The sequence below is a fragment of the Streptomyces sp. NBC_01463 genome (assembly GCA_036227345.1).
GTDB lineage: Bacteria > Actinomycetota > Actinomycetes > Streptomycetales > Streptomycetaceae > Streptomyces.
The window spans coordinates 2,699,633-2,715,085 of the sequence record CP109468.1; the positions used below are offsets into that span (position 1 = coordinate 2,699,633).

Consider the following 15,453-nt stretch of genomic DNA (forward strand, 5'->3'; position numbering starts at 1 on the left):
CTTTCCCTCTCAGCCCAGCAGGACGTCGTCGTCGCCGAGACGCTTCAGTTCGCGATAGAGGATCGCGAGGCCGGTGACGATGGCGGCGGCGGAGACAGCCGCGTCGACGAGCCGCAGCATGTCGTTGTCGTTGCGCGCGAGCTTCGCCTGCTTGGCGACGCTGATCGCACCGAACGCGGTGCTGCCGAGCGCGACGTACACGCCGGTCTTGGACTTCTTGAAGTTCTTGGCCTTCTTAGCCATGGCACTCATAGCGACGGAGCCTCCTCAAGCAGCGGGTGACCCCACTTTTCCACGAACGCGGCCTCGACGGCGGCTCCGACCTTGTACAGCCGGTCGTCCTTCATGGCGGGGGCGATGATCTGCAGCCCGACCGGCAGGCCGTCCTCGGGCGCCAGGCCGCAGGGGAGCGACATCGCGGCGTTGCCGGCCAGGTTGGTCGGAATGGTGCACAGGTCCGCCAGGTACATGGCCATCGGGTCGTCGGCGCGCTCGCCGATCGGGAAGGCGGTGGTGGGCGTGGTCGGGGAGACGATCACGTCGACCTGCTCGAATGCCTTCTCGAAGTCCCGCGTGATCAGGGTGCGGACCTTCTGTGCGGAACCGTAGTACGCGTCGTAGTAGCCGGAGCTCAGCGCGTACGTACCGAGGATGATGCGGCGCTTCACCTCGTCGCCGAAGCCGGCCTCGCGGGTGAGCGCGGTGACCTCCTCGGCGGACTTCGTGCCGTCGTCGCCGACCCGCAGGCCGTAGCGCATGGCGTCGAAGCGGGCGAGGTTCGAGGAACACTCGGACGGCGCGATGAGGTAGTACGCCGAAAGGCCCAGGTCGAAGGACGGGCAGTCCAGCTCGACGACCGTGGCGCCGAGCGACTTCAGCAGCTCGACCGACTCGTTGAAGCGCTGGACGACACCGGCCTGGTAGCCCTCGCCGGAGAACTGCTTGACGACGCCGACGCGCATGCCCTGGACGGAGCCGTTGCGCGCGGCCTCGACGACCGGCGGGACCGGGGCGTCGATGGACGTCGAGTCGAGCGGGTCGTGGCCGGCGATGGCCTCGTGCAGCAGCGCCGCGTCCAGGACCGTACGGGCGCAGGGACCGCCCTGGTCGAGGGAGGACGAGAAGGCCACCATGCCGTAGCGGGAGACGCCGCCGTAGGTGGGCTTGACGCCGACGGTGCCGGTGACGGCCGCGGGCTGGCGGATGGAGCCGCCGGTGTCCGTGCCGATGGCGAGCGGGGCCTCGAACGACGCGAGGGCCGCGGAGGAGCCGCCGCCGGAGCCGCCCGGGATGCGGGTGAGGTCCCACGGGTTGCCGGTCGGGCCGTAGGCGCTGTTCTCGGTGGAGGACCCCATGGCGAACTCGTCCATGTTGGTCTTGCCGAGGATGACGACGTCGGCGGCCTTCAGCCGCTTGGTGACGGTCGCGTCGTACGGCGGGACCCAGCCTTCGAGGATCTTGGAGCCGACGGTGGTCGGCATGTCCTCGGTGGTGAAGATGTCCTTGAGCGCGAGAGGCACACCGGCGAGCGGGCCGAGCTTCTCGCCGGCCGCCTTCTTGGCGTCGACGGCGCGGGCCTGCGCGAGGGCACCCTCGCGGTCGACGTGCAGGAAGGCGTGGACCTTCTCGTCGATGGCCTCGATGCGGGCCAGGTGGGCCTCGGTGACCTCGACGGCCGTGAGCTCGCCCGAGGCGATCTTCGCGGCGATCTCGGCGGCGGTGTACTTGATGATGGTGCTGATGTCCGTCATGGCTTTTAGTCCTCCCCCAGGATCTGCGGCACCTTGAAACGCTGCTGCTCCTGGGCCGGGGCGCCGGAGAGCGCCTGCGCGGGGGTGAGCGAGGGACGGACCTCGTCCGCCCGCATGACGTTGGTCAGCGGCAGCGGGTGGGAGGTCGGCGGTACGTCTTGGTCGGCGACCTCGGAGACGCGGGCGACCGCGCCGATGATGTCGTCGAGCTGACCGGCGAAGTGATCGAGCTCTTCGCCCTTCAGCTCCAGACGCGCCAGCCGGGCGAGGTGGGCGACCTCCTCGCGCGTGATGCCAGGCATGCAGCGATCCTCAGGGGTTGGTGTGCGGTTTTGGCTGGTGGGCCGGCAGCCCATTTCCGCCGTCCGTCCGAAGGACGGGCCGCGCGGCGTCCGGTGCGTGCGATCGCAAGGCGCCGGAACTCCCTCGTGGCGGAGCCACGTGAGCGTTTCGGCAACGCGGCGAGCGTGCGTGCCAGGCGTCGCGCGGCAGGTGGAAATGTGCTGCCGGCCCCCTAATCCTATGGGGTCCTCACAACGGGGTACGGCCACCCGGGGCAGACCCGCCCCGCGCCCGGGGACGCAGCCGCCGCCGGCGCGAGCGAGCCCGTCCGGCGATTGAGGACAAAACGGCCACTGGTGGCCGCGGCCGCCTCACCGCGGCCCGCGCCCCGGCCCGCCCTACGTCGTCGCCGGCCGCGACTTGACCGCCCGTCCGGACGGGCGCTGCTCCAGCTCGGGCGGCGTCACGACCGCCGCCGCCGCCGCGGCCGCCAGCTCCGAGGGCCGCCGCCAGCCGTGCTCGCCCCGGGCCCGCAGCCACGCGGTCGTCTCCTGCGGCGGCATCGCGGCGGCCACCAGCCACCCCTGGACCGCGTCGCACTTCAGGTCCCGCAGCCGCTCCCACGTCTCGTCGTCCTCGACGCCCTCGGCGACCACCAGCAGACCGAGTGAGTGGGCCAGGTCGATCGTGCAGCGGACGATCTCCGCGTCCTCGTGGTCGATGGCGAGCCGGGCCACGAACGAGCGGTCGATCTTGAGTTCGCTGACCGGCAGCCGGCGCAGGTGGACGAGGGAGGAGTAGCCGGTGCCGAAGTCGTCGAGGGACATCTTCACGCCGTGCCCGGTCAGCCCCGCGAGGGTGTCCGCGGCCCGCTGCGGGTCCTCCAGCAGCACGTGTTCCGTTATCTCCAGCTGGAGCGCGCCGGCCGGGACGCCGTGCCGGGCCAGCCGGGCCGCGACACCGCCCGCGAATCCGGGGGTGTGCACGTCGCGCGGGGACACGTTGACCGCGACCGGGACGAACAGCCCCTGGGCCCGCCACCGGGCGACCTGGGCGAGCGCCGTCTCCAGGACGTACTCCGTGAGGTGCGGCATCAGACCGGAGGACTCGGCGATGGCGATGAACTCGTCCGGGGGGACCCGGCCCCGCTCCGGATGCACCCAGCGGACCAGTGCCTCAAGACCGGCCACCTGGCCGTCGAAGCGCACCTTCGGCTGATAGTGCAGCTCCACCTCGCCGGCGTCCAGCGCGCGGCGCAGATCACCGAGGAGGCCGAGCCGGTCAGGGGTGTTGCTGTCGCGCTTGGACTCGTACACCTCCACGCCCGTCCGGTCGCGCTTGGCCTGGTACATCGCGACGTCCGCCCGGCGGAGCAGCCCCTCGGCGTCCAGCGCGTGGTCGGGGTAGACGGCGACACCGGCGCTGGCCTCCAGCACCAGGGTCAGTCCGTCGAGGTCCAGCGGCGAGGAGAGCTCGGCGACCAGATGGCGGGCGACGCGCTGGGCGCTGGTGGTGGAGTCCGCGGTCGGCAGCAGGACGGCGAACTCGTCGCCGCCGAGCCGGGCCGCCTCCGCGCCGCGCGGCAGGGCGAGCCGCAGCCGGTCCGCTATCTGCAGCAGCAGCCGGTCCCCGGCGAGGTGGCCGAGGGTGTCGTTGACCGCCCGGAAGCGGTCGAGGTCGATCAGGACGAGGCCGACCCGGGTGCCGAGGCTCTCGGCCTCCTCCAGGGCCGTCCAGGTGCGCTCCAGCAGCCACTGCCGGTTCGGCAGCCCGGTCAGCGGGTCCCGCAGCTGCTCCTCCGCCCGGGCCCGGGCGATCCACAGCGTGGAGTCCAGCGCGATCAGCGGGACCGCGAAGAGCGGCAGCAGGACGGGCATGGCCATCGCCACGACGCAGATCAGCGGGGCGATGCCGAGCAGGGCGACGGCGACGAGGCCCTGGCGCAGCAGGGCGGTCCGGGCGACCGTCGGCAGCCCGCCGCCCTGGGTGGACCGGGCGTACCACAGCAGGACCCGGGTGACGAGCAGATACGTGGAGGCCGCGAGGAGGACCTCGGGGACGGCATCGATGCCCCAGTCGAGTGGCTGCCAGGGCGATTCGACGGTCTGCACCTCGCCGAACGCGGCCATCACGAGCGCCGCCGCGCCCACGCCCAGGATGTCCACCGCTCCGTGCAGCAGCCCCTGCCACCAGCGGTGCCTGCGGGCCACCCCGACGAGCACGACCACGACCAGGCTGACCAGTCCGGCGGGCACCCAGCCGTAGAGGAGGAGCACGGCGAGGGTGAGCGCCGCGCCGGAGCCGGTGCCGCCCCACCAGCGGTCACGGCCGAGCGCGACGAGATGGCCGACGACGATTCCGGTGAGGACGGCGAGCGACCAGCCGGCCGTCCCGTCCGGGAAGAGCGCGTGTCCGCCGCTCACGGTCCGGTAGAAGCCGGCCGCGAGCTGGACGGTGGCGAGAGCCACGACGACGGCACCCACGGTGGGCGTGAGGCCGACGAAACCTTGCAGCCGCGACACCGGTGCGGCGTTCTCGGTCGGTTTCATTCCGTCCCTCTCACAGCCGGCGGTGCCGATGTCACCTGATGGTTCCGTTCCGTGCCAGCGCGCCCCGTCCCGTGCGGTGGCAGGGTGCCGCGGGCGCATCTCCCAACAGTAGGCCGCGGAGGGCGTCCACGGGCAGCGGTCTACAGCTCTTGCCCGAATGCGAACCGACCGTCCGTCAGCATCTGCTATGCGCCGATCGGGTGAATCCGACCGTGTGTCGTCTCCTCCTCACGCTCCGGCGTGCCACCGCGGCCCCGCCGGCCGCCCCTCCTACTGCTCCTCGGGCGGCACCGCGGCCTCGCGGGCGGCATCGGGGCCCTGTTCGAGCAGCACCGCGAAACCGTCCTCGTCGAGCACGGGCACCTTCAGCTGCATCGCCTTGTCGTACTTAGATCCGGGGTTGTCACCGACGACGACGAAGGAGGTCTTCTTCGAAACGGAACCGGTGACCTTCGCCCCGCGGGTCTGCAGGGCCTCTTTCGCGCCATCCCTGGTGTGCCCGGTCAGGGTGCCGGTGACGACGACGGTGAGTCCTTCGAGCGGGCGCGGCCCCTCGTCCTCACCGGCGCCCTCGTCCTCCATCCGGACCCCGGCCTCCCGCCACTTGCGCAGGATCTCCCGGTGCCAGTCCTCGGCGAACCACTGCTTGACGGAGGCCGCGATGATCGGGCCGACCCCGTCGGCGTCGGACAGCTCCTGCTCGGTGGCCTCGTCGATGCGGTCGATGGACCGGAACTGACGGGCCAGCTCCTGCGCGGCGACCGGTCCGACATGGCGGATGGAGAGCCCGGTGAGGATCCGGGCCAGCGGTGCCTCCTTCGCCGCGGCGATGGCGTCGAGCATGCCCAGGGCGTTCTTCTTCGGTTCGCCCTGCTGGTTGGCGAAGACCGTCGCGATCTTCTCCTCGCCGGTCTTCGGGTCCCGCTTGGGCAGCCCGCTGTCCATGTCGAGGACATAGGCGCGGATGGGCAGCAGCTGCTCGACCGTCAGCCCGAAGAGGTCGCCCTCGTCGCGCAGGGGCGGATCGGCGGGCTCCAGCGGTCTGGTCAGGGCGGCGGCCGCGACATAGCCGAAGTGGTCGATGTCCAGGCACTTGCGGCCCGCCAGATAGGCGACCCGCTCCCGCAGCTGCGCCGGGCAGGAGCGGGCGTTGGGGCACCGGACGTCGATGTCGGCCTCCTTCATGGGCCGCAGCTCCGTCCCGCACTCGGGGCAGTGGGTGGGCATGACGAAGGCCCGCTCGGTGCCGTCGCGCAGGTCGACGACCGGGCCGAGGATCTCCGGGATCACGTCACCGGCCTTGCGCAGCACCACCGTGTCGCCGATCAGGACGCCCTTCGCCCGGACCACGTTCTGGTTGTGGAGGGTGGCGAACTCGACCTCGGATCCCGCCACTTCGACCGGTTCGACCTGGGCGTACGGGGTGACGCGGCCGGTGCGGCCGACGCCGACCCGGATGTTGACGAGCTTGGTGTTGACCTCTTCGGGGGCGTACTTCCAGGCGATCGCCCAGCGCGGTGCGCGGGAGGTCGAGCCCAGCCGGCCCTGGAGCGGGATCTCGTCGAGCTTGACGACGACGCCGTCGATCTCGTGCTCCACGGAGTGCCGGTGCTCGCCGAAGTAGGCGATGAACTCCCGTACCCCGGCGAGGGAGTCCACCACCTTGTTGTACTTGGCGGTGGGCAGCCCCCACTCGTGGAGCAGCTCGTAGGCGTGCGACAGGCAGTCGATCTCGAAGCCCTCGCGGGCGCCGATGCCGTGGACCACCATGTGCAGCGGCCGGGAGGCGGTGACCTTGGGGTCCTTCTGGCGCAGCGAACCGGCCGCAGCGTTGCGCGGGTTGGCGAAGGGCTTGTCGTCGGCCTCGACCAGCCGGGCGTTCAGCTCCTCGAATCCCTCCATCGGGAAGAAGACCTCGCCGCGGACCTCGACGAGGGCCGGGATGCGGTCGCCCTTCAGCCGGTGCGGGATCTCCGCGATCGTCCGGACGTTGGGCGTGATGTCCTCGCCGGTGCGGCCGTCGCCGCGGGTCGCGGCCCGGGTCAGCAGCCCGTGCTCGTAGGTGAGGTTGACCGCGAGGCCGTCGATCTTGAGCTCGCAGAGGTAGTGGTAGCCGGTGGCGCCGACGTCCCGGGCGACGCGCTCGCCCCAGGCGGCCAGCTCCTCGTCGTCGAAGGCGTTGTCCAGGGACAGCAGCCGCTCGCGGTGCTCGACCGACGTGAACTCCGTCCGGTAGGGCCCCGCCACCTTCTGGCTCGGCGAGTCGGGCGTGCGCAGCGGCGGGTGGCTGTCCTCCAGCGCCTCCAGCTCGCGCATCAGCCGGTCGAACTCGGCGTCGCTGACGACCGGCTGGTCGTTCACGTAATAACGGAAGCGGTGCTCCTCGATCTGCTCGGCGAGGAGCGCGTGCCGCTCCCGTGCCTCCGCCGGCACCGTCGTGTCCTGTTCGCCTGGCAGTGACGTCTGCTGTTCGCCGGCCATCGTCCCGTCCTCCCGTTACCCAGTGCCCCGTTACTCAGGGTTGTCTGCGAGCGATTTCGCGGCCCGGGCGCAGTGGGCGAGCGCGGCTCGTGCGTACGCGGGCGACGCACCCGCGAGACCGCACGAGGGAGTGATCGCGACGGACTCGGTCAGAGTCCCCGGATTCAGCCCCAGCCTGCGCCACAGCGTCCTGACACCCATGACGCTACCGCCCGGGTCGGACAATCCGCCCGAGGCCGGGTCGGTGCCCGGCACCACTCCCAGGAACAGCTGGGTCCCGCCCTCGACCGCTTCCCCGATCGCCTCCTCCTCACGCTCGGTGAGCAGCGAGAAATCGAACGAGATCCCGTCCGTACCGGCCCGGCGCAGCAGCGCGAACGGTACGTCGGGGGCGCAGGTGTGCACGACGGTGGCGGCCTCGCCGGCCACGCCCAGCACCTCGCGCAGGGTGTCCTCCACGGCCTGCCGGTCCACGGCCCGGTAGGTGCGGTAGCCGCTCGCCGTCCGGATCCGGCCGAGCAAGACGCCGGTGAGGGACGGTTCGTCGAGCTGGAGGATCACGCGGGCCCCGGGCATCCGGCGCCGCACCTCGGCGAGGTGGTCGCGCAGCCCCTCCCCGAGCGAGCCCGCCAGGTCGCGGCAGGCGCCGGGGTCACCGAGGACGGCTTCGCCGCCGCGGCGCTCCAGGGCCGCGGCCAGCGTCCACGGGCCGACGGCCTGCACCTTGAGCGGGCCCTCGTACCCCTGGGTGAACTCCTCCAGGGCGTCGAGGTCCTCGCCGAGCCAGGACCGGGCCCGGCGGGTGTCGCGGCCCGGCCGGTCGCTGATGCGCCAGCCGCTCGGCTCGACGTGTCCGTACATCTCGACGAGCAGCCCGATGGTCCGCCCGATCATGTCCGCACCGGGTCCCCGTGCGGGCAGTTCCGCCAGGTACGGCACGCCCTGGCCGTCCCCGAAGGAGCCGGTGACGGTCTTCGCCGCCTCCCGGGCGTCCCCTCCGGGCATCGAACCGATTCCGGTGGCCGGGCACCCGCTGAACTTGCTCTTCTCGCTCACGCGGGAAGCCTACGGCGGTCCGCCGCCCGGGCCGTCAGCGGCCGGGGCGCACGGTGAGCCCCCGGGCCGTCAGTGGCCGGGCCGCACCGTGAGGTCGTTGACCTCGGCGTCGCGCGGCAGGTCGAGCGCCATCAGGATCGTGGTGGCGACGGACTCCGGGTCGATCCAGCGGGAGGCGTCGTACTCCTTGCCCTCCTGCTGGTGGACCTTGGCCTGCATGGGGCTGGCGGTGCGGCCGGGGTAGACGGACGTCACCCTGACCCCGTTGCCGTGCTCCTCGTGGCGCAGCGAGTCGGCGAGCGCCTTCAGTCCGTGCTTGCTCGCGGCGTACGCGCTCCACTCGGCGTGGGCGGCGAGCCCGGCCCCGGAGTTGACGAACAGGACGTGGCCCTGGGCGACGCGCAGCTGGGGCAGGAAGAGGCGGGTCAGCTCGGCCGGGGCGACGAGGTTGGCGTTGAGCTGGACGTGCCACGCCTTGGGCGTGAGCTCGCCGACGCGGCCGAGCTCGACGACGCCCGCGATGTGGAGCAGCGAGTCGAGGCGCTCCGGCACGGGCTGCTGGGCGAAGGCCCAGGAGAGCCGGTCCGGGTTGGACAGGTCGCCGACGATCGTGCGGGCGCCGGGGTGGAGGGCGGCCAGTTCCTTGGCGCGGCCCGCGTCACGGGCCAGCAGGACGAGATCGTCCCCGCGCTCGGTGAGACGGCGGGCGACGGCTGCGCCGATGCCGGAACCGGCACCGGTGATGAGGTGAGTGGACATGCCCCCCATCGTCGCACCCGCCGCTTCACCCCCGGCACGTCACTGCAGGCCGGCCCACTCCTCCAGGTAGGCGAGCGCGCCGACGCCGTCCTTCGCGAAGAACACCAGCTCGGTCAGCGGGAGCGGCAGGAAGCCCTCGTCCTCCATGCGCTGGAACTGCTGGCGCAGACCGTCGTAGAAGCCCGCCGTGTTGAGCAGGACGACCGGCTTGCCGTGCTTTCCGTGCTTCTTCAGCTCCAGGATCTCGGTGGCCTCGTCGAGCGTCCCGGTGCCGCCCACCATGACGACGACGGCGTCGGACTTCTCCAGGAGCAGGGCCTTGCGCTCGGCGAGGTCGCGCGCGATCACCATCTCGTCCGCGTTGGTCCGCGCCTTCGCGGCGAGGAAGTCCACGGACACTCCGACGAGCTTCCCGCCCGCTTCCTGCACACCGTCGGCGACGACCTTCATCAGCCCGCTCTCCGAGCCGCCCCAGACGAGGGTGTGCCCGCCGCGGCCGATGAGATCGGCGAATTCGCGGGCGGGCACGGTGTAGCGGTCGTCGAGGTCGGCGGCGGAGAGGAAAACGCAGATCTTCATGGGTGCCACGGTAGAGCCCGGCACCGAATGGGCGGAAACCGGGGAAGAAACCGGCGGCCCACGCGGCTGAGGAAGACATGACTGCCACCCGAGGACACCTCATCACCGTCGAGCCGTCCGCCGACCATGTACGCGTGGTCCGTGACGGCGTGCTGCTCGCCGAGAGCAGCCGCCCGCTCGTGCTGCGCGAGACGGGCTGTCCGGTCCGCTACTACCTGCCGCCCGATGACGTGCGCACCGAACTGCTGACGGCGTCGGGCACCCGGACCCACTGTCCGTTCAAGGGGGATGCCTCCTACTGGTCGCGGCCGGAGGCGGCCGATCTGGTCTGGGCGTACCCGGAGCCGAAGGACGAAGTGGCCGCGATCAAGGACCACTTCTGCTTCTACGACACCGAGGTCCTGGCCGCGTAACGGCTCGCCCCACCGTCAACAACCGTTCTGAGCTGCGGAGAAGAGAAAGTTCGGAAAGTTCTCGCGGAGAGCGATGAGTTTCCGCACGCCCCGCAGTCCACCTCCACATGGACAAGACTCTCTCCCGCGACGGCACCCTGATCGCGTACCGGCGCCGGGGCGAAGGACCGCCGCTGATCCTGGTGGGCGGGGCGCTGGGCACCGCGGAGACCGAGGCCCCGCTGGCCCGGCTCCTCGCCCCGCGTTTCGACGTCGTCACCTACGACCGGCGCGGCCGGGGGGCCAGCGGTGACGGTTCGCCGTACGCGGTGGAGCGCGAGACCGAGGATCTGGCCGCGCTCGCGGAGGTGACGGGCGGCCGGCCTTCGGTGTTCGGCGTCGGGTCGGGCGGTGCGCTGGCCCTGGAGGCCCAGGCGGCGGGACTGCCGCTGGAGCGGCTCGCGGTGTACGAGCCGCCGTACACGCAAGGCGCCGCGGGCCTGCTGTTCAAGGCCGGCTGCACGGCCCGGCTGCACCGGCTGCTGTCCGCCGGGGACCGCGGCGGGGCGGTGGAGCTGTTCCTGACCGCGACGGGCGTCGCGGCCGACATGATCGCCAGGATGCGGAGTGCGCCGCTGTGGCGGACCCTGGAGTCCGTGGCACACACACTCGCCTACGACGACGCGGTGCTGGGCAACGGCGCGGTGCCGGCCGACCGGTTCGCCGCGGTGACGGCGCGGACGCTGGTGGTCTGCGGCGGCTTCAGCCCCGCCGCCACGAGGACCTCGACCCATCTGCTCGCGGACGCGCTCCCCCGGGGCCGGCACCGCACGCTGACGGGACAGGCCGGGGAACTGGCACCGCAGGCGATCGCCCCGGTGCTGGCGGAGTTCTTCACCAGGGACGTGTACGCACACCAGGCGTCCTGAGCACACGGGCGGGCCGGGGGGCCGAGAACACCCCGCGCGGCCACGCCCGTACAGGGGTCGGGCGTTCCCGCGCGGGGCACCCGCGGTGGCGGTCAGCCGGCCGCCGCGGTCTCCCGACGCACCGTCGTCGCGATCGTCGCCGAGCCGACCACGCGCGTCCCGTCGTACAGCACGACCGCCTGGCCGGGGGCCACGCCCCGTACCGGCTCGCTGAAGGAGACGTGCAGGGTGCCGTCGGTCAGTTCCGCCGTCACCTCGGTCTCGCCGCCGTGGGCGCGCAGCTGGGCGGTGTACGTGCCGGGTCCGGACGGCGGTGTGCCGCACCAGCGGGGCCGGATCGCGGTGAGCGCGGTCACGTCGAGGGCCTCGACGGGGCCGACCGTCACCGTGTTGTCGACCGGGGAGATGTCCAGGACGTAGCGCGGCTTGCCGTCGGCGGCCGGGTGGCCGATGCGCAGGCCCTTGCGCTGGCCGATGGTGAAGCCGAAGGCGCCCTCGTGGGTGCCGAGCTTCGTACCGGACTCGTCGAGGATGTCGCCCTCCGCCTTGCCGCCGAGGCGGTCGGCCAGGAAGCCCTGGGTGTCGCCGTCGGCGATGAAGCAGATGTCGTGGCTGTCGGGCTTCTTGGCGACGGCGAGACCGCGGCGCTCGGCCTCGGCGCGGATCTCGTCCTTGGTGGTGAGGGTGTCGCCGAGCGGGAACATCGCGTGGGCGAGCTGGCGCTCGTCCAGGACGCCGAGGACGTAGCTCTGGTCCTTGGCCATGTCGGAGGCGCGGTGCAGCTCACGGCCGCCGTCGTCGCCGAGGACGACGGTGGCGTAGTGGCCGGTGCACACCGCGTCGAAGCCGAGGGCCAGGGCCTTGTCGAGCAGCGCGGCGAACTTGATCTTCTCGTTGCAGCGCAGGCAGGGGTTGGGGGTGCGCCCCGCCTCGTACTCGGCGACGAAGTCCTCCACGACGTCCTCGCGGAAGCGTTCCGCCAGGTCCCAGACGTAGAAGGGGATGCCGATGACGTCCGCGGCGCGGCGGGCGTCGCGGGAGTCCTCGATGGTGCAACAGCCGCGGGCCCCGGTCCGGAAGGACTGCGGGTTCGCGGAGAGGGCGAGGTGCACCCCGGTCACGTCATGGCCCGCCTCGGCGGCACGGGCCGCCGCGACGGCGGAGTCGACACCGCCCGACATGGCGGCGAGCACACGGAGGGGGCGCTGGGAAGTCTGAGTCATAGCTCCACCAGGGTACGGGTCGGCGGGAACCGAAAGCTCGCGGATAAGCGTTGTCGATCACATGGGGACCAAGGGGACGGCGGGCGCCAAGGGCCCCGCGGGATCGGGGACGGGCACCGGCATCAGCCGGCGCGCGGTGCTGATCGGCGGCGTCGTCACGGCGGCGGGCACGGCGGCGCTGGCGCGGGACCGGCTGAAGCGGGCCTGGTGGCGGCTGCCCGGCGTGGAGAAGCCGCGCACGCCGGGTGCGGTGGACTACGCCCGTGCCACCTGGACAGCTGCCTCCGAGGAGAACTGGCGGCGGGCCGACCGCCCCGACGACTACGACATCGAGCGCGTGGTCATCCATGTCACACAGGGCAGCTTCAGCAGCGCGGTCAGGGCGTTCCAGGATCCGGACCACGGGGCGGCGGCGCACTACGTGGTGCGCAAGGACGGTCATGTGACGCAGATGATCCGCGAGCTGGACGTGGCGTTCCACGCGGGCAACCGCTCGTACAACGAACACAGCGTGGGCATCGAGCACGAGGGCTTCGTGGACCGCCCGCAGGGCTTCACGGCCGCGATGTACGGGGCGTCCGCCCGGCTGACCGCGGCGATATGCGCGCGGTACGGCATCCCGGTGGACCGCGAGCACATCATCGGGCACGTGGAGGTGCCGGGAGCCGATCACACGGACCCGGGGAAGCACTGGGACTGGGACCGCTACATGAAGCTGGTCCGGGCGGCGAGACCCTGAGACCGGCCGGCCGGGGCGGCGCCGTCAGCTGAGCCCCGCCGTCCTCGCCCGCTCCACCGCCGGGCCGATCACCCGCGCGACGTCCTCGACGTCCTGCTTGGTGGAGGTGTGACCGAGCGAGAAGCGCAGGGTGCCGCGGGCCAGGTCCGGATCGGTGCCGGTGGCCAGCAGCACGTGGCTCGGCTGGGCGATCCCGGCCGTGCAGGCGGAACCGGTGGAGCACTCGATGCCCTGGGCGTCCAGCAGCAGCAGGAGCGAGTCGCCCTCGCAGCCGGGGAAGGTGAAGTGCGCGTTGGCCGGCAGACGCCCGCCGGGTGCCGGGTCGCCGCCGAGCAGGGCGTCGGGGACCACCGCCAGGACGGCCGCGGTCAGCTCGTCGCGGAGTCCGCCGATCTCCCGGGCGAACTCCTCGCGCCCGTCGGCGGCGAGCCGCCCCGCGACGGCGAACGCGGCGATGGCCGGCACGTCCAGGGTGCCGGAGCGCACATGGCGCTCCTGCCCGCCGCCGTGCAGCACGGGCACGGGGGTGTACTCGCGGCCGAGCAGCAGCGCGCCGACGCCGGACGGGCCGCCGATCTTGTGCGCGCTGACGGTCATCGCGGCCAGCCCGGACCGGGCGAAGTCGACTTCGAGCTGCCCGAAGGCCTGTACCGCGTCGGCATGCATGGGTACGTCGAACTCGCGGGCCACCGCGGCCAGTTCGCGTACCGGCAGGACGGTGCCGATCTCGTTGTTGGCCCACATCACGGTGATCAGCGCGACATCGTCGGGGTCCCGGACCAGCGCCTCGCGCAGCACGTCCGGGTGCACGCGGCCGTACCGGTCGACGGGGAGGTACTCGACGGTCGCGCCCTCGTGCTCGGCGAGCCAGTCGACGGCGTCCAGCACCGCGTGGTGCTCGACGGGACTGGCCAGGACCCGGGTACGGCGGGGGTCGGCGTCGCGGCGGGCCCAGTACAGGCCCTTCACCGCGAGGTTGTCCGACTCCGTTCCGCCGGAGGTGAAGACCACCTCGCTGGGGCGGGCGCCGAGGGCGTCGGCGAGGGTCTCTCTGGACTCCTCGACGGTACGGCGGGCCCGGCGCCCGGCGGCGTGGAGTGAGGACGCGTTGCCGGTGAGAGCGAGCTGCGCGGTCATCGCCGCGATCGCCTCCGGCAGCATCGGCGTGGTCGCGGCGTGGTCGAGGTAAGCCATGGTGGGCTCGATTCTACGAGCCTGCGGCGGGGCGTACGGCGGGCGCATGGTGTCCCGGGCCCGCGCACCGCGAACGGCGGCGTCCCACCCGCCCCGTTCCGGAGCCCGATCCGGCGGGGAGAGCCATCGGTGTGCGGCCGGTCAGCCGCCGAAGTTCCAGGCCACGACGCCGTTCCCGGAGACGAGGAAGGCCAGGACCACGAGGTCGGCGATGCCGAGGGCGAGCCCGAGGAGGGCGCGGCCGCGACGGGCGGTGGAGCGGCTCAGGGAGACGAGGGCCATCACGATGGCCGCCGGCCCCAGCAGGATGTTCATCACCAGCAGGCCGACGAGACCGAGGACGAAGGAGGCCACGGCGAGACCGTCGGCGTCCCGGGTGGAGCGGCGGGCCGCGGGGGCGGCTTCCGGGGACACGGCGGCGTGGGGCGTCCGCGGATCGCCGTCCGCGGTCTCCGGGGCGGATCGGCGGGCGAATGCGGTGAGCGTCATGGTGCGGACTCCTTCGGATCGGGATGCGGATCGGTGGCGGTCGATGACCTGGGTGCCGGGCGGGCCGGCGTCACTGCGGGCGGCGGCGCGCACCCGTGCGCTCGCGCACGGCGAAGACCAGCAGCCAGCAGCCGATCAGGGCGCCGAGGACGAGGGTCAGGGGAAGCGGGATCTGGGACACCGCTCCCAGCACGATCCCCAGCAGGAGCAGGGCGACGACGAGGACGATCATGTCCGGCCTTTCCGTATGCGCCGGGCTTTCCCGCTCCGGTGCACACACTTTGGGAGTACGACTGTTCACTGACTCCTGAGTCTAGACCCGCACGGCCCTTCCCCGTCCCGGAGAACAGTTGTTTACTGAATGGCATGAGTCACACCGCCGGCATCCGCCAGACCCAGAAGCTCAGGACCCGCCAGGCCCTGCTGGACGCCGCCCTCGGGCTGCTGGAGCACCAGAGCCTGAGCAGCCTGGGACTGCGTGAGGTGACCCGCGCGGTGGGCGTCACACCGACGGCCTTCTACCGGCACTTCGAGGACATCCCCGCCCTCGGGGTGGCGCTCGTCGAGCAGACGCTCGGGAGCCTGCACGGGATGATCGGCGCGATCCTCGCCGAGACGGGCGACAGCGAGGTCCGCCTCGACCGCAGCGTCGAGCTGATAACGCGCCATGTCCGTGAGCAGCCCGCCCACTTCCGGTTCATCGCGCGTGAGCAGCACGGCGGGGTCGGCCCGGTCCGCGAGGCCATCGCCGCCCAGCTGCGGCGGTTCGCCGAGGAGGTGGCCGCGGCGCTCGCCGGGGAGCCGGAGTCACGGGGCTGGAGCGAGGAGGATCTCCTGATGCTCGGCGGCCTCTATGTCGACCACATGGTGATCACCGCGTCCGCGATGCTCGACGCGGGCCCGGACGGGGACGGGCAGGTGGCCCGGGTCGCCCGGCGCCGGCTGCGGCTGGTCACCCTCGGCCGGCTGCACTGGCTGGACGGGCCCGCGCCGGACGCCGCCACCTGATCCGCCCCGGTCCGGTCGCGGG

The 15,453-nt window shown here is 72.4% G+C and carries 16 protein-coding genes; 4 read left to right on the plus strand and 12 right to left on the minus strand.

Annotated features, from left to right (window positions below):
• Positions 1 to 9: 9 nt before the first annotated feature.
• From OG521_11695 to OG521_11730, 8 genes are all read right to left on the minus strand, one after another.
• Entirely contained in the window at positions 10 to 252 is a 243-nt protein-coding gene (locus OG521_11695) for a hypothetical protein (GenBank protein ID WUW21411.1), read from the minus strand.
• A complete protein-coding gene (gatA, locus tag OG521_11700; GenBank protein WUW21412.1) occupies positions 249 to 1,751 on the minus strand; it encodes an Asp-tRNA(Asn)/Glu-tRNA(Gln) amidotransferase subunit GatA in 1,503 nt (500 codons plus the stop codon). Before gatA ends, OG521_11695 begins: the two co-directional genes overlap by 4 nt.
• A 5-nt stretch (positions 1,752 to 1,756) precedes the next feature.
• Positions 1,757 to 2,053: an Asp-tRNA(Asn)/Glu-tRNA(Gln) amidotransferase subunit GatC gene (gatC, locus tag OG521_11705; protein ID WUW21413.1), complete on the minus strand. Its 297-nt coding sequence runs from the start codon at positions 2,051 to 2,053 to the stop codon at positions 1,757 to 1,759.
• A 378-nt stretch (positions 2,054 to 2,431) separates the two neighbouring features.
• On the minus strand, positions 2,432 to 4,582 hold the full coding sequence (locus OG521_11710; protein WUW21414.1) for a bifunctional diguanylate cyclase/phosphodiesterase: 2,151 nt from the start codon (positions 4,580 to 4,582) through the stop codon (positions 2,432 to 2,434).
• A gap of 270 nt (positions 4,583 to 4,852) precedes the next feature.
• Positions 4,853 to 7,063: an NAD-dependent DNA ligase LigA gene (gene ligA / locus OG521_11715; protein ID WUW21415.1), complete on the minus strand. Its 2,211-nt coding sequence runs from the start codon at positions 7,061 to 7,063 to the stop codon at positions 4,853 to 4,855.
• A 30-nt stretch (positions 7,064 to 7,093) separates the two neighbouring features.
• Positions 7,094 to 8,119 (minus strand): methionine synthase, encoded by a 1,026-nt coding sequence (locus OG521_11720; protein ID WUW21416.1) that lies wholly within the window; start codon positions 8,117 to 8,119, stop codon positions 7,094 to 7,096.
• A gap of 69 nt (positions 8,120 to 8,188) precedes the next feature.
• Positions 8,189 to 8,878 (minus strand): SDR family oxidoreductase, encoded by a 690-nt coding sequence (locus OG521_11725; protein WUW21417.1) that lies wholly within the window; start codon positions 8,876 to 8,878, stop codon positions 8,189 to 8,191.
• A 39-nt stretch (positions 8,879 to 8,917) separates the two neighbouring features.
• Positions 8,918 to 9,457: a TIGR00730 family Rossman fold protein gene (locus OG521_11730; protein ID WUW21418.1), complete on the minus strand. Its 540-nt coding sequence runs from the start codon at positions 9,455 to 9,457 to the stop codon at positions 8,918 to 8,920.
• Positions 9,458 to 9,534: 77 nt separating this feature from the next.
• On the opposite strand from OG521_11730, the gene OG521_11735 reads away from it, so the two are divergent.
• Together OG521_11735 and OG521_11740 are read left to right on the plus strand one after the other, a co-directional pair.
• A complete protein-coding gene (locus OG521_11735) occupies positions 9,535 to 9,870 on the plus strand; it encodes a DUF427 domain-containing protein (protein WUW21419.1) in 336 nt (111 codons plus the stop codon).
• A gap of 107 nt (positions 9,871 to 9,977) precedes the next feature.
• A complete protein-coding gene (locus OG521_11740) occupies positions 9,978 to 10,778 on the plus strand; it encodes an alpha/beta hydrolase (GenBank protein ID WUW21420.1) in 801 nt (266 codons plus the stop codon).
• Between the two features lie 92 nt (positions 10,779 to 10,870).
• On the opposite strand, the gene mnmA is transcribed toward OG521_11740, so the two are convergent.
• Positions 10,871 to 12,001, minus strand: a complete 1,131-nt coding sequence (mnmA, locus tag OG521_11745; protein WUW21421.1) for a tRNA 2-thiouridine(34) synthase MnmA — start codon at positions 11,999 to 12,001, stop codon at positions 10,871 to 10,873.
• A 61-nt stretch (positions 12,002 to 12,062) separates the two neighbouring features.
• Here mnmA and OG521_11750 point away from each other — a divergent pair, with 61 nt between their 5' ends.
• The gene (locus OG521_11750; protein ID WUW21422.1) at positions 12,063 to 12,740 is read left to right on the plus strand and encodes an N-acetylmuramoyl-L-alanine amidase; all 678 of its coding nucleotides are present in this window, start codon (positions 12,063 to 12,065) and stop codon (positions 12,738 to 12,740) included.
• 24 nt (positions 12,741 to 12,764) lie between these two features.
• Here the strand turns inward: OG521_11750 and OG521_11755 are convergent, their stop codons facing one another.
• From OG521_11755 to OG521_11765, 3 genes are all read right to left on the minus strand, one after another.
• The gene (locus tag OG521_11755) at positions 12,765 to 13,934 is read right to left on the minus strand and encodes a cysteine desulfurase (protein WUW21423.1); all 1,170 of its coding nucleotides are present in this window, start codon (positions 13,932 to 13,934) and stop codon (positions 12,765 to 12,767) included.
• A 141-nt stretch (positions 13,935 to 14,075) separates the two neighbouring features.
• On the minus strand, positions 14,076 to 14,423 hold the full coding sequence (locus OG521_11760) for a DUF4190 domain-containing protein (protein WUW21424.1): 348 nt from the start codon (positions 14,421 to 14,423) through the stop codon (positions 14,076 to 14,078).
• 70 nt (positions 14,424 to 14,493) lie between these two features.
• Entirely contained in the window at positions 14,494 to 14,655 is a 162-nt protein-coding gene (locus tag OG521_11765; GenBank protein ID WUW21425.1) for a hypothetical protein, read from the minus strand.
• Positions 14,656 to 14,789: 134 nt separating this feature from the next.
• On the opposite strand from OG521_11765, the gene OG521_11770 reads away from it, so the two are divergent.
• The gene (locus tag OG521_11770; GenBank protein WUW21426.1) at positions 14,790 to 15,431 is read left to right on the plus strand and encodes a TetR family transcriptional regulator; all 642 of its coding nucleotides are present in this window, start codon (positions 14,790 to 14,792) and stop codon (positions 15,429 to 15,431) included.
• The last annotated feature ends 22 nt before the right edge of the window (positions 15,432 to 15,453 follow it).

Bases quoted from the DNA above. Each gene is read 5' to 3' on its own strand.
- OG521_11695 (WUW21411.1), bottom strand. From the start codon at position 252: ATGAGTGCCATGGCTAAGAAGGCCAAGAACTTCAAGAAGTCCAAGACC.
- gatA (WUW21412.1), bottom strand. From the start codon at position 1,751: ATGACGGACATCAGCACCATCATCAAGTACACCGCCGCCGAGATCGCC.
- gatC (WUW21413.1), bottom strand. From the start codon at position 2,053: ATGCCTGGCATCACGCGCGAGGAGGTCGCCCACCTCGCCCGGCTGGCG.
- OG521_11710 (WUW21414.1), bottom strand. From the start codon at position 4,582: ATGAAACCGACCGAGAACGCCGCACCGGTGTCGCGGCTGCAAGGTTTC.
- ligA (WUW21415.1), bottom strand. From the start codon at position 7,063: ATGGCCGGCGAACAGCAGACGTCACTGCCAGGCGAACAGGACACGACG.
- OG521_11725 (WUW21417.1), bottom strand. From the start codon at position 8,878: ATGTCCACTCACCTCATCACCGGTGCCGGTTCCGGCATCGGCGCAGCC.
- OG521_11730 (WUW21418.1), bottom strand. From the start codon at position 9,457: ATGAAGATCTGCGTTTTCCTCTCCGCCGCCGACCTCGACGACCGCTAC.
- OG521_11735 (WUW21419.1), top strand. From the start codon at position 9,535: ATGACTGCCACCCGAGGACACCTCATCACCGTCGAGCCGTCCGCCGAC.
- OG521_11740 (WUW21420.1), top strand. From the start codon at position 9,978: ATGGACAAGACTCTCTCCCGCGACGGCACCCTGATCGCGTACCGGCGC.
- mnmA (WUW21421.1), bottom strand. From the start codon at position 12,001: ATGACTCAGACTTCCCAGCGCCCCCTCCGTGTGCTCGCCGCCATGTCG.
- OG521_11750 (WUW21422.1), top strand. From the start codon at position 12,063: ATGGGGACCAAGGGGACGGCGGGCGCCAAGGGCCCCGCGGGATCGGGG.
- OG521_11755 (WUW21423.1), bottom strand. From the start codon at position 13,934: ATGGCTTACCTCGACCACGCCGCGACCACGCCGATGCTGCCGGAGGCG.
- OG521_11760 (WUW21424.1), bottom strand. From the start codon at position 14,423: ATGACGCTCACCGCATTCGCCCGCCGATCCGCCCCGGAGACCGCGGAC.
- OG521_11765 (WUW21425.1), bottom strand. From the start codon at position 14,655: ATGATCGTCCTCGTCGTCGCCCTGCTCCTGCTGGGGATCGTGCTGGGA.
- OG521_11770 (WUW21426.1), top strand. From the start codon at position 14,790: ATGAGTCACACCGCCGGCATCCGCCAGACCCAGAAGCTCAGGACCCGC.